The sequence below is a fragment of the Rhodococcus sp. P1Y genome (assembly GCF_003641205.1).
In the GTDB taxonomy this organism is placed as follows: Bacteria; Actinomycetota; Actinomycetes; order Mycobacteriales; family Mycobacteriaceae; genus Rhodococcoides.
Genome location: NZ_CP032762.1, coordinates 4,158,644 through 4,170,287 on the forward strand (window position 1 = coordinate 4,158,644; position 11,644 = coordinate 4,170,287).

The window sequence follows — 11,644 nt, forward strand, 5'->3', positions numbered from 1 at the left end:
GCCATGCGGGCCTCGAGGAACCGAAAGGGACAAAGATGTCCAACGATTCTGTGTACGGCTCATCCGACGCTGCGGTATCCGGACTGACCCGCAAGACCCGGACGCATCACCTCCTTCAGATGAAGGCCGAGGGCGAGCGATGGGCAATGCTCACCGCCTACGACTACTCGAGCGCCCGCATATTCGAGGAGGCGGGAATTCCCGTTCTGCTCGTCGGCGATTCCGCTGCCAACGTGGTGTACGGATACGACACCACGGTCCCCATCACCATCGACGAACTGCTTCCTCTCGTGCGTGGCGTCGTACGGGGCGCTCCCAATGCTCTCGTCGTCGCAGACCTTCCGTTCGGCACGTACGAGTCGTCCCCTCAGCAGGCGCTGGCGACCGCGACGCGCTTCATGAAAGAGGGGCTCGCCAACGCCGTGAAGCTCGAAGGCGGGGAGCGCGTCGCCGATCAGATCGCCGCGATCAGTGCAGCGGGCATTCCGGTGATGGCCCACATCGGCTTCACCCCGCAGAGCGTCAACGGTCTCGGCGGCTTCCGTGTTCAGGGCCGCGGCGACGGTTCGGAGCAGCTCATCGCCGACGCCATCGCCGTCCAGGAAGCCGGCGCGTTCTCCGTCGTCATGGAGATGGTTCCGGGAGATGTGGCAGGCCAGGTCAGCCGCAAGCTGACCATCCCGACGATCGGTATCGGTGCAGGAAACGAAACCGACGCTCAGGTGCTCGTCTGGCAGGACATGGCCGGCTACACCAACGGCAAGACCGCCAAGTTCGTCAAGAAGTTCGGCAACGTCGGCGACGAACTGCGCAGCGCCGCTGCCAGCTACCTGTCCGAGGTGCGCACGGGGGTCTTCCCCGGCCCCGAGCACAGCTACTGATCCACCGGAGATGGCACACTCGGTGCCATGAACACAGGCCTCAGTAGGTACAGCCGTGCAGCCGCCTCCCTTGTAGGGGCGGCTGCCGTCGTCGCGGCCGTCGGTGCGTGCAGCACCGACTCCGCCACGACAGGGTCCGCATCCTCGCTCACACCGAGCACGACGGTCGCGCCGAGCACCACCACGACACCTGCGGTTGCCGACGCAATCACCGACCAGCAGAAGCAGCAGCTGTGCACCGATTTGGGTGAGCAACTGCAGGAGTGGCGCATCCAGGGTCCGACGTTGGGCCGGGGCGGTCTCAACATCGTCGTTCAGACGTGGGCGGCGCAAAGCGGTGTGATCAACCTTCAGATCGTGCAGAACCGCGGGATCATCGACGACATCACATCCGAGAATTGCTCGGACGTGCGCGAGGAAGCGATGCGATCGCTCGACATTCCCGATTTGGCGTCCGGTCTGGTCGGGTTCTGACGGTGACCGAACACGTCGTCCGCGAGCTGTATCCACCGATCGAACCGCACGACGCCGGGCATCTGGACGTCGGTGACGGCCAACGCATCTACTGGGAAGCCAGCGGTACTGCATCGGGAATTCCGGTTGTATTCGTTCACGGTGGGCCCGGCGGCGGTACAGGTCCTGCGCAACGCCGGTACTTCGACCCCGCGAAGTACCGCATCATTCTGTTCGATCAGCGTGGGTGCGGCCGTTCGACGCCTCACATCGCCGACGGCGCCGATCTGTCGGTCAACACCACCGATCGGCTGATCGCCGATATGGAGAAGCTCCGAATCCACGTCGGGATCGAGCAGTGGCTCGTGTTCGGCGGCTCGTGGGGTTCGACGTTGTCGCTTGCGTATGCGCAGTCTCACCGTGACCGAGTGTCAGGGCTGATTCTCCGCGGGATTTTCCTCCTGCGCCGAAGCGAGATCGACTGGTACTACAACGGCGGAGCCGGTCACCTCTTCCCTGAGCAGTGGGACAAATTCGTAGCTCCTGTTCCCGCAGAAGAACGATCCGGTGATCTCGTCGAGGCGTATCACCGACTCCTCCATTCCGGCGATCGGTCGGTCGCCACCGACGCAGCGATTGCCTGGTCGTCGTGGGAGGCCGCAACCAGTTATCTCATCCCCCGCCCCGAGCAGATCGCCGAGAACGAAGATCCGCGCTTCGCCTTGGCCTTCGCAGGGATCGAGAACCACTACTTCCGGAACAACGGATTCTTACGCGAGAACCAGATTCTCGCCGACGCGCACCTGTTGGCGGGAATTCCAGGTGTGATTGTTCAGGGACGGTACGACGTCGTATGCCCGGCTACGAGCGCATGGGCGTTGCACAAGGCATGGCCGGAGGCCGACCTCGTCATCGTGGACGACGCAGGACATTCCGCCGCCGAGCCAGGCATCGTCCACCACCTTGTCGAGGCGACGGACAGATTCGCCTCGCTACGGTGATTCGTAGGCGAACTCGACGCGTCGGGAGTCGGTGTCGGCGACGGTCAACGTGACCGTCACCTTCTCCCCCTCGGTCGGCGTTCCGGTGCACTTTCCGATCACGATGGGCTCCTCGACGAACACCTCGGCCGGTCGCTTGCCTTCGGCACCCCGCAACACCAGCGCCGAGAATTGCTGCCCGACCCGGTTTTTCAGAACCGACGCCTCAGTGAGGTCAATGCACGCCCGGTCCACCTTCGATGCAGTGGAATCCGACGCGCGCATCGTTGCGGGTAGGTCCGGAAGCGCGGTTCGCACCCAGGCCGGAACGTCGACGCCTCGGGCGACGGCAAGGCAGACTTCGGTCGTGAAACGGTCCGACAGTCTGCGCAGAGGTGCCGTGACGTGCGCGTACGGCGCCGCGATACCCGAATGCTCGACGAGCTCGGGGACTTTGCCCTCGAACGCTGCGTAGTCGGCACCGCGTAGCAGAGCCGTGGCTTGGGACATCATCGCCAGAGTCTCGGGTGCATCCGTGGGCAGTGAAGCCAGTACTGCGCCTGCCGATGCTCCTGCCGGCCAGTCGATTCCGAGCAGACGTGCGGTCTTCTTCAGCGTCGAGATCGCCTCGTCGGGTGCTGGTGGCAGCGTCCGCAGCAGCCCGATTCCCGCGTCGAGCATGATCCGAGCTGCGCACATTCCGGTGAGCAGCGACACCTCGGCATTCCACGCGTCGACCGCTGTCCTCGCCTGTAGTTCGATGCGCCACGCGTCGCCATCCTGGACGACCTCCTGCTCGGGGAGCGTGATGTCGATCGCCCCGCGCCGGAGCGCGGCGTTCGCGCGCAACCGGCCGAATTCACCCAGAGGCGCGATGGACGGGTGCGGGGTTCCCGCGTCGAAGTCGGCCTGGACAGACGCGTAGTCCAACCGGGCCACCGATCGCACCGTCGCCCTGGCGACAGTCCAGGCGACCGCCTCCCCGGCTTCGTCGAGCTCGATGCGCCATAGAGCTGCAGGACGGATCTCGCCCGGCAGTAGGCTGGCCGAACCCTCGGACAGCACACGGGGATGCAGCGGAACCGACCCGTCGGGCAGGTAGAACGTCTGGCCACGCTTGTTGGTCTCGACATCGAGTGCACCGCCCGGCACGACGATCGCGCCGACGTCTGCGATCGCGTAATGCACCACGAAGCCGCTCGACAACTTCTCGATGTGGACTGCTTGGTCCAGGTCCATCGATCCCGGCGGATCGATAGTCACCAACGCCAGGTCTGTTCGGTCCTGCCGCTCGGAGGAATACCGATCCGTCGCCGATTCGGCTTCGGCGAGGGCTTCCGGGGAGAAGGTGTCGGAGATGTCGAATTCGGACCGGATGGCGTGGAAATCGAAAGCGGTGGCAGACAGACGTGCCAGAACCACCGTCAGTTGTTCCAGTCGTCGTCGGCCTTGTCGGCTGCCTTGTTGCGCTCGGCCGCGATCTGAATTGCCCGCTCGGCGCTCTCCCGATCCGGGTACGGTCCCATCCGGTCCAGTGCACCGGATTCCTTGCCCTGCGAGACCGTCTTGGTGCGTACGTCGTAGTACCAACCGTCGTCTGTGCTCATGAGAACAGTCTGCCTGACGAGTGCGAACGAGTCGGCATGTAAGCCGGATCCTGTGAACCACATGCGACAAATCGCACGTGGAACGACGACCATCCATCTGGGCACACCGTCGCCGGGTACCTCGAGCAGTCAACCCGCAAGCTCGGGCGAGCAGCCCTCGAACACTTGCGCAGCTGCACTTCTCGAAGGAGGTGCAACCTTCGACCTTGCTCCGGGCGGGGTTTACCTAGCCACCCCAGTCACCTGAGGTGCTGGTGCGCTCTTACCGCACCGTTTCACCCTGACCCACATGCCACTTCCCGGAGGAAGCGACAGTGGGCGGTCTATTTTCTGTGGCACTGTCCCGCGAGTCACCTCGGGTTGCCGTTAGCAACCGCCCTGCTCTGTGGAGTCCGGACTTTCCTCGGCTCGGAGCTTGAAGACATCGCGTCCCCAGTTCTCCGTGCCGCAGCCGTCCAACCGACTCGTTCGCACCACGGGACTCTACCCGGTTGTCTCTGGTCATTCCGCAGGCTCCACTCCTGCCCGGTCATCTCTGGTCATTCCGCAGGCTCCACTCCTGCCCGGTCATCTCTGGTCATTCCGCAGGCTCCACTCCTGCCCATGCCGCGAACTACAGTTCACGTCATGGATCACGTCGTACTGCTGCGCGGAATCAACGTGGGTGGCATCAACATCAAGATGGTCGACCTCCGCACGGCGTTGTCCGACGCAGGCTTCGGCGACGTCCGAACCGTTCTCGCTACCGGCAACGTTCGGCTGACATCGCCGAAGAAGGGCAGCGCGCTGAAGTCGTCGATAGAGAAGACCCTTGCCGACGCATTCGGATACGAGGCGTGGGTGATTTTGTTGACCCCCACCGAGCTCGACGACATCGTGTCGAGCTACCCGTTCGATCCCGAACGTGAGGGGTGGCATCCGTACGTCGTCTTCGGTAGCAATCGCGACCATCTAGGCGAATTGGCATCTCTCTCGGACACACTCGACCCTGACCTCGAACGTGTGTCGCTCAGCGACTCAGTGCTTTACTGGGAGGTCGTGAAAGGCAACACCACCGACAGCCTCGTCGGAAAAACCACCTCCAAGGCGAAGTACAAGCCGACCACCACGACCAGGAACCTGCGGACGCTGATCAAGATGCTCGCGTGAGCGTCATCGCTGCGGCTCTGGTCGCGGCCGTTCTGATCTTCGCCGTCGTCAGGCCGAGAGGTCTCCCCGAAATCGTTGCTGCGCTACCCGCGGCATTGGCAGCTGTACTGCTCGGCCTGGTCAGCATCTCGCAGGCCCGGGAACAAGTCCTCGAGCTGCTCCCCACAGTTGTCTTCCTGGCATTCATTCTGGTGCTGGCGCATCTGGCCGATGCACTCGGTGTGTTCCGCTGGATCGCATCGGCGATGAGCAGGTCAGCGAAAGGAAGCCCCCACCGTCTGCTGGTCTCCGTGTTCGCGGCCGCTGCGGTCACGACGGCTGTATTGAGCCTCGACGCGACCGTCGTGCTACTGACCCCGGCCGTCATCGGCGCCGCGCGTGCACTCCGAATGTCGCCTCGACCGCACAGCTACGCCACTGCCCACCTGTCCAACTCGGCATCGACGTTGTTGCCGGTCTCCAACCTCACCAACCTGTTGGCCTTCGCCGCGACCGGTCTGACGTTCGTCCACTTCGCCGCTCTGATGGCTTTGCCGTGGATCGTCTCGATACTGATCGAGCTCGCCGTGTTCTGGCTGTTCTTCCGCAAAGATCTGGTGCGCGCGGAAACCGTGGCGGACACGACACCCGTGCCGGCTCCCACCGTCGCCTTGACGGTCCTCGCTGTCACACTGCTCGGTTTTGCTGTCGCCGGCTTCTTCCACATCGAACCGTTCTGGGTGGCAGCCGTCGGCTCGGTTGCAATGGCGGTACCGGCGCTGAAACAGGGTTACACCGCGCCGCTGCGAATCCTGCGGGCAGCAGACGTGAAATTCTGCGGATTCGTGCTGCTCCTGGGAATTGTCGTCGAAGGCGTGACATCCGGGCCGATCGGCGACTGGCTGGGCCGAATCCTCCCCGGCGAGGCGTCGTTCCTCGGTCTTCTGGCGACGGCGGCCATCGCGGCGCTCGCGTCGAATGTCGTCAACAACCTGCCCGCGACGCTGATGTTGCTCGCGGCATTCGGACCGTCCGCGCCGCCGGGACTACTGCTCGCGATGGTCATCGGCGTCAACCTCGGTCCGAACCTGACATACGTCGGATCGCTTGCCATCATGCTGTGGCGCCGTGTGGGCGCGGTGAACGGCGAACCTGCCTCACTCGGCACGTTCACCGTCCTCGGGCTGATTACGACACCGCTGACGATTCTCGGATCGGTGGCCGCACTGTGGGCCGCGCTACAGGTATGAGGTCTCGTTGATCAGACGCACGGACGCACCACCATCGGGATAGAACTCGGCGACGCTCAACGACGCGAGATCGAGATGCAGTCGATAGAGCAACGACGGCCCGACATCGAGGGCGAGCTGAAGCAGCATCTTGATCGGCGTCACGTGACTGACGACGACGACCGTCGACCCCGCGTAGGACGCCACCAACTTGTCCCGTGCGATGGTCACGCGTTCGAGAACCGTGTCGAAACTTTCGCCCCCAGGCGCCGACACCGAGGTGTCTCCGCGCCACTGCTGATGAATGTCGGGGTGCTTCTCGATCGCCTCGGCGAAGGTGAGACCTTCCCATGCGCCGAAGTCGGTCTCCGTCAGCTCGTCGAGCGTGGACACGTCGAGCCCGATCTTGCGCGCCAGTGCACCCGCGGTCTGTTGGGCACGCCCGAGGGGCGAGGCGACGATAGCTGCGATGTCGTCGCGCCCGGCCAGGTACGCAGCGGCCGCGGCGGCCTGCTTCTCGCCCAGCTCGGTCAACGCCGGATTGCCGCGGCCTGAGTAACGCCGTTCCACCGACAACGGGGTTTGCCCGTGCCGCAGCAGCAGAAGCCTCGTCGGCTCGCCGGTGGCACCCGTCCATCCCGGAGCTGCGGGTTTCTTCGCGACCTCCACCGGCCGCTCGAGATCACGACCTTCGGCCTTCTCGGGTCGTTCCGCAGGCTCCACTCCTGCAGCTGCGTCCATGGCCTCGTTGGCGAGCCGATCGGCATGCGAGTTCTGGGCCCGCGGGATCCACTGGAACGTAACGCGGTCGAACCCGCGCACCAATTCCGCCGCCTCACGGTTCAGCGGAACCATGTCCGGATGCTTGACTTTCCAACGCCCCGACATCTGCTCGACGACGAGCTTGGAGTCCATTCGGACCTCGACCTCGCGCGCGCCGACCTCGCCCGCCGCCGTCAATCCCGCAATCAAGCCGCGGTACTCGGCAACGTTGTTGGTGGCCACGCCCAAGGCGAGCCGACGCTCGGCGAGAACCTCGGACCGATCGGCCGCGAAGACCACCGCCCCGTAACCCGCAGGCCCCGGGTTTCCTCGGGAACCACCGTCCGCTTCGACGACGACCTTCACAGGCCGGACTCCTTCGTCCGAACCAAGATCGCGTTGCACTCGGAGCACCGCACCAATTCGTCCGCGGGCTTCGCTGCGATCCGCGAGATCTCGCCGCGATCCAATTCGATTCGGCACGCACCACATCGGCGAGCCTGCAGCAGCGCAGCGCCACGTCCGGTCAGGCTGCGCTGCTTCTCGTAGACGGCGAGCAGGTCTGCCGGGAAGGTGCCCTCCAGCTCGGACCGCCGCGTCGAGGCGCGCTGCTCGGCGGTGTCGACGTCGGCGACTGCATCGTCACGACGTCGCGCCGCGTCGATCAACTCGTCTTCGATCTGCGTCAGCTGTGCACCGGCGTGGTTGTAGTCGGTTTCCGACGCTTCTCGACGCTCCATCACTTCGAGCAATTCTTCTTCGAGGATGCCTTGACGACGTTCGAGGCTCGACAACTCGTGCTGCAGTTCGGACATCTGCTTCGCCGCGACGGTGCCGCTCTCCAGCAACTTCTTGTCGCGGTCCTCGCGTTGGCGGACTGCGTCGACTTCACCCTCTAGCTTCTTGATGTCTCGATCGAGATCGTCCATCGCGATGGAGACGGTGACGGCAGCGTCCTTGCGCGCGATCCGTTCGCTTTCCAACTTCTCGTACTCTGCCTGCTCAGGAAGGCTACGACGACGATGCGCGATCTGCGTCAGCTCGGTGTCCAGTGCGGCCAGTTCGAGAAGTGAGGCCTGTACTCGGGGATCGACGTTCACGCGTGATGACTCCTGCAGCTATGGAAGTTGATTCGGACAAGACTACCGGTTTCGTCGACGGCCGGTCACCGACCTAGCGGACCGATCCGACCGTCCACGGATCGGTGCGGCGAGTGCTGACCCTGCTGCGCCAGCCAGGGGTTCCGCCGAACTTCGCGTCGACGATCCCCTGTGCTTGGCCACACCATGGCCATTCCGAGGCCCAGTGCGCAACATCAATGACCGCGGGCCCACCGGCGCGTAGGTGCTCGTCGACGGGGTGGTGCCTCAGGTCGGAGGTGACGTAGACGTCGGCATCGAGCTGGCCTACGGCACCCAGGAAGGAGTCACCTGCCCCGCCGCACATGGCGACAGTGGACACGACGGCGTCCGGGTCACCCGCGGCCCGTACGCCCCACACGGTCGATGGGAGTGCCACACGCACCGTCTCGGTGAAATCACGGAGCGTGGTCGGCGCGAGTAGATGTCCGACCCGGCCGAGGCCGGTCGAGGTAGGTAGCCGGGCCTGTTCGAACACGTCGAACGCCGGTTCTTCGTAGGGATGTGCTCGGCGGAGCGCCGCGAGCACCGCTGCTCGGAGCGACGCCGGTGCCACCGTCTCGATTCGGTCCTCGTCCAGTCGCGTCAACGACCCGACAACGCCGATTGCAGGGTCTGCTCCGGTCCTCGGCAAGAACTGGCCTATTCCTTGCGCGCTCCAACTGCACTCGGAGTAGTCACCGATCGCACCCGCTCCTGCGTCGAACAATGCCTGCCGCACGGAGTCGCTGTGTCCGGCCGGCACGAATACGACCCACTTGTCGATCGACGGCGCATCGATGGGTTCGATCGGTCGCGTCCCCGACACCCCGAGCAGCGACGCCAACGCATCGGACACTCCCGGATTGGCGCTGTCCGCGTTCGTATGTGCGGTGAACAGCGCACAGCCCGACCTGACCAGGCGGTGAATCAACGCTCCCTTGGGAGTGCTGGCGGCGACGGTATCGACACCCCTGAGCAACAACGGATGATGTACGACGAGCAGGTCGGCGCCCCACTCGATCGCCTCGTCCACGACCTCGGCCGTCGCGTCCACGGCGAACAGGATCGTGCCGACGGGATCGGCGGGGTCGCCGCAGACGAGCCCCACCGAATCCCAACTCTCGGCCAATCGAGGTGGGTACGCACTGTCCAGAACCGCGACCACATCCGCAAGAGTCACCACATCCCTCATGGTCGGCTCCCGGTCACGTCGGCGAGCGCATCGATAAGAAGGTCGACCTGCTCCGAAGGACGAACCGCCACACGGAGGTACCCCGTCGACAATCCCGGGAACGTGTCACAGCGTCGCACGGCAATACCTCTGTCTCTCAGTCGAAGACGAAGTTCGCTCGCGTTCGGAACTGCGAGCAACAGAAACGGAGCAGCGGCTGGTTCGTGCACGTCGATGCCGATAGCCTGCAACCGAACAATCATCTTCTCGCGGTCGGCAGCGATCTCGCGGGCCTTCATCGCCGACTCCTCGAGTGCTGCCGGTTGACTGCACGCAGCGATGGCCTCGATCTGCAAGGTACCGAGTGGCCAGTGCGCGCGTCCTGCAGTCAATCGAGCCAGCACATCCGGGTGACCGAGCGCGTATCCGCATCGAAGCCCGGCCAGCGCCCAGGTCTTGGTCAGGCTGCGCAGTACGAGCAGATCCGGCGAACGCTCCGATGCAACGGACTCGGCCTCCCCCTCGACTGCGTCGGCGAATGCCTCGTCGACAACGACGATGCGACCCGGCCTCCTCAGGGCGAGAATCGTCTCTCGATCGTGGAGCACGGAAGTCGGGTTCGTCGGATTGCCGAGAACAACCATGTCGGCCGATTCCGGAACAAGGCTCGGATCGAGACGAAAGGGTGGATCCAGAATCACTCGCTCGACCGGGACATCCGCCTCGCGAAGCGCAAGCTCCGGCTCGGTGAACGACGGGTGAATCACCGCAGCCAGACGCGGACGGAGTCTCGGCATCATCGCGAAGCCCTCGGCACCGCCGGCGAGGAGAACAACTTCTTCCGGGGTTCGCCCGTGGCGTCGTGCGACCGCTTCGCGCGCACGGTAGTCGGATTCGACGGACGGATAAGCACCGAGCGAATCGAGAGAGGCTGCCAATCTGTCACGAAGCCACCGAGGCGGTGAAGTCCCCTGCACGTTGACGGCGAAATCGACGAGTCCGTCGCCCACTTCCGCGTCACCGTGATGGCGAAGAAGCGACATCGAGTCCAATTTCCGTACATCCTTTCGTTGCCGATGAGCGTAGTCCGCGCCCTCCCCGATAAGGTTTTGTCATGACAAATCTCGACGAGCCGGGGACCTCCCGTGCCTCGGTGGTGCTGTTCGATCTCGACGGGACGCTCACCGATTCGGCGCCCGGCATCCTTGCCGGCTTCCACCACGCACTCGCCTCCGTCGGCGCGCCTGCACCGAGCGAGGCGCAACTTTCGCTCGTCATCGGGCCTCCTCTGATCGACACGTTCCGGTCGATGGGTCTGGATGAAGACACCGCGCAGAGCGCTCTGAAGGCCTACTTCGATCGCTACGACGCCACGGGCTGGGCCGAGAACTCTGTGTACGCCGGAGTCGAGCAGGTCTTGGCGGATGCGAAGAACCGCGGAGTCCGGTTGGGCGTCGCGACGTCCAAGTCCGAGCGTTTCGCCCACCGAATCCTCGACCACTTCGAGCTGTCCCAGTACTTCGATTTCATCGGCGGCGCGAGCAACGACGGCGTCCGCCGTGCAAAACCCGACGTCATCGCGCACTCGCTGCGGGGCCTCGGACTGGTACCGAAAGAGATCGCCGACGGCGGAACCGACAGTGTCCTCATGGTCGGTGATCGAGACCACGACGTACACGGTGCCGCGCGATTCGGGATTCCGGCAATTTACGTCGACTGGGGTTACGGCATCGAAGGCGAGAACGACGACGCCGCGTTCACCGTCGCGGATGCCGCCGAACTGTCGAAGGTGCTCGTTGACAACACCTGACGCGCTGCACGTGAGCTTCGTCTGCACCGGCAACATCTGTCGCTCACCGATGGCGGAGAAGATCTTCGCGCAGCATCTGGACGAAGCAGGCCTCGGATCGAGCGTCCGAGTATCGAGTGCCGGTATCGACGGATGGCACGAAGGTGAAGGCGCCGATCCGAGGACCGTTGCCGAATTGGATGCGCACGGATACGACTCCGAGCACGAGGCAGCACAGGTAGGCCCGAACCACTTGGAGGCCGATTTGCTCGTTGCGCTCGACACCGGCCACGCACGACAGCTGCTCCAGTTGGGAGCACCGGCCGAGCGAATCGCCCTGCTTCGATCGTTCGACGACGACGCGGACGATCAGTCGGTGGCCGACCCGTACTACTCCTCGGACGATGCGTTCAGCGAGGTTCGCGAACAGATCGAAGCGGCGATGCCCGGTCTGGTGGAGTGGGCGCGAAATCGCGTCTCCGACGACGCGTCGTAGATCGGGAATCGTCCAGCCGCTACCGTA

At 64.4% G+C, this 11,644-nt stretch carries 13 protein-coding genes and 1 other RNA gene; 7 read left to right on the forward strand and 7 right to left on the reverse strand.

Going from position 1 to position 11,644, the window contains the following annotated elements:
• The first annotated feature begins 35 nt into the window (after window positions 1–35).
• From panB to pip, 3 genes are read left to right on the forward strand one after another with little or no spacing between them, the layout of a single operon-like run.
• A complete protein-coding gene (panB, locus tag D8W71_RS19115) occupies window positions 36–881 on the forward strand; it encodes a 3-methyl-2-oxobutanoate hydroxymethyltransferase (protein ID WP_121119556.1) in 846 nt (281 codons plus the stop codon).
• Window positions 882–908: 27 nt separating this feature from the next.
• Window positions 909–1,355 carry a hypothetical protein gene (locus D8W71_RS19120; protein WP_121115660.1) on the forward strand — a complete coding sequence of 149 codons (447 nt, stop codon included), beginning with the start codon at window positions 909–911 and terminating at the stop codon, window positions 1,353–1,355.
• Between the two features lie 2 nt (window positions 1,356–1,357).
• The gene (gene pip / locus D8W71_RS19125) at window positions 1,358–2,335 is read left to right on the forward strand and encodes a prolyl aminopeptidase (RefSeq protein WP_121115662.1); all 978 of its coding nucleotides are present in this window, start codon (window positions 1,358–1,360) and stop codon (window positions 2,333–2,335) included.
• On the opposite strand, the gene D8W71_RS19130 is transcribed toward pip, so the two are convergent.
• The 3 genes from D8W71_RS19130 to rnpB all read right to left on the reverse strand — a co-directional run bounded on the left by D8W71_RS19130 (window position 2,327) and on the right by rnpB (window position 4,388).
• Window positions 2,327–3,736, reverse strand: a complete 1,410-nt coding sequence (locus tag D8W71_RS19130) for an RNB domain-containing ribonuclease (RefSeq protein WP_121115664.1) — start codon at window positions 3,734–3,736, stop codon at window positions 2,327–2,329. The two genes, pip and D8W71_RS19130, sit on opposite strands and share 9 nt — an antisense overlap.
• Window positions 3,737–3,738: 2 nt before the next feature.
• On the reverse strand, window positions 3,739–3,921 hold the full coding sequence (locus tag D8W71_RS19135; RefSeq protein ID WP_121119558.1) for a hypothetical protein: 183 nt from the start codon (window positions 3,919–3,921) through the stop codon (window positions 3,739–3,741).
• Between the two features lie 23 nt (window positions 3,922–3,944).
• An RNA gene (gene rnpB / locus D8W71_RS19140) (RNase P RNA component class A) lies at window positions 3,945–4,388 on the reverse strand.
• Window positions 4,389–4,548: 160 nt separating this feature from the next.
• On the opposite strand from rnpB, the gene D8W71_RS19145 reads away from it, so the two are divergent.
• The gene (locus tag D8W71_RS19145; RefSeq protein WP_121115666.1) at window positions 4,549–5,070 is read left to right on the forward strand and encodes a DUF1697 domain-containing protein; all 522 of its coding nucleotides are present in this window, start codon (window positions 4,549–4,551) and stop codon (window positions 5,068–5,070) included.
• Entirely contained in the window at window positions 5,067–6,299 is a 1,233-nt protein-coding gene (locus tag D8W71_RS19150) for an SLC13 family permease (protein WP_121115668.1), read from the forward strand. The genes D8W71_RS19145 and D8W71_RS19150 overlap by 4 nt, the downstream gene beginning before the upstream one ends.
• Here the strand turns inward: D8W71_RS19150 and D8W71_RS19155 are convergent.
• The 4 genes from D8W71_RS19155 to cobC all read right to left on the reverse strand — a co-directional run bounded on the left by D8W71_RS19155 (window position 6,288) and on the right by cobC (window position 10,375).
• Complete coding sequence (locus D8W71_RS19155; protein WP_121115670.1) at window positions 6,288–7,406, reverse strand: bifunctional RNase H/acid phosphatase; 1,119 nt, start codon at window positions 7,404–7,406, stop codon at window positions 6,288–6,290. The genes D8W71_RS19150 and D8W71_RS19155 overlap by 12 nt on opposite strands.
• Window positions 7,403–8,140 (reverse strand): zinc ribbon domain-containing protein, encoded by a 738-nt coding sequence (locus D8W71_RS19160; RefSeq protein WP_121115672.1) that lies wholly within the window; start codon window positions 8,138–8,140, stop codon window positions 7,403–7,405. Before D8W71_RS19160 ends, D8W71_RS19155 begins: the two co-directional genes overlap by 4 nt.
• Before the next feature lie 73 nt (window positions 8,141–8,213).
• The gene (locus D8W71_RS19165; protein WP_121115674.1) at window positions 8,214–9,353 is read right to left on the reverse strand and encodes a Nif3-like dinuclear metal center hexameric protein; all 1,140 of its coding nucleotides are present in this window, start codon (window positions 9,351–9,353) and stop codon (window positions 8,214–8,216) included.
• Window positions 9,350–10,375 carry an Rv2231c family pyridoxal phosphate-dependent protein CobC gene (gene cobC, locus D8W71_RS19170; RefSeq protein ID WP_121115676.1) on the reverse strand — a complete coding sequence of 342 codons (1,026 nt, stop codon included), beginning with the start codon at window positions 10,373–10,375 and terminating at the stop codon, window positions 9,350–9,352. Before cobC ends, D8W71_RS19165 begins: the two co-directional genes overlap by 4 nt.
• Window positions 10,376–10,446: 71 nt before the next feature.
• Between cobC and D8W71_RS19175 the strand changes: the two genes are divergently transcribed.
• Complete coding sequence (locus tag D8W71_RS19175; RefSeq protein WP_121115678.1) at window positions 10,447–11,142, forward strand: HAD-IA family hydrolase; 696 nt, start codon at window positions 10,447–10,449, stop codon at window positions 11,140–11,142.
• Window positions 11,129–11,617, forward strand: coding sequence for a low molecular weight protein-tyrosine-phosphatase (locus D8W71_RS19180; RefSeq protein WP_268959783.1), 489 nt, complete (start codon window positions 11,129–11,131; stop codon window positions 11,615–11,617). The genes D8W71_RS19175 and D8W71_RS19180 overlap by 14 nt, the downstream gene beginning before the upstream one ends.
• Window positions 11,618–11,644: the final 27 nt, after the last annotated feature.

What these genes read in the sequence shown, in the direction of transcription:
- panB (WP_121119556.1), top strand. Translation starts at nt 36, where the DNA reads ATGTCCAACGATTCTGTGTACGGCTCATCCGACGCTGCGGTATCCGGA.
- D8W71_RS19120 (WP_121115660.1), top strand. Translation starts at nt 909, where the DNA reads ATGAACACAGGCCTCAGTAGGTACAGCCGTGCAGCCGCCTCCCTTGTA.
- D8W71_RS19135 (WP_121119558.1), bottom strand. Translation starts at nt 3,921, where the DNA reads ATGAGCACAGACGACGGTTGGTACTACGACGTACGCACCAAGACGGTC.
- D8W71_RS19145 (WP_121115666.1), top strand. Translation starts at nt 4,549, where the DNA reads ATGGATCACGTCGTACTGCTGCGCGGAATCAACGTGGGTGGCATCAAC.
- D8W71_RS19165 (WP_121115674.1), bottom strand. Translation starts at nt 9,353, where the DNA reads ATGAGGGATGTGGTGACTCTTGCGGATGTGGTCGCGGTTCTGGACAGT.
- cobC (WP_121115676.1), bottom strand. Translation starts at nt 10,375, where the DNA reads ATGTCGCTTCTTCGCCATCACGGTGACGCGGAAGTGGGCGACGGACTC.
- D8W71_RS19175 (WP_121115678.1), top strand. Translation starts at nt 10,447, where the DNA reads ATGACAAATCTCGACGAGCCGGGGACCTCCCGTGCCTCGGTGGTGCTG.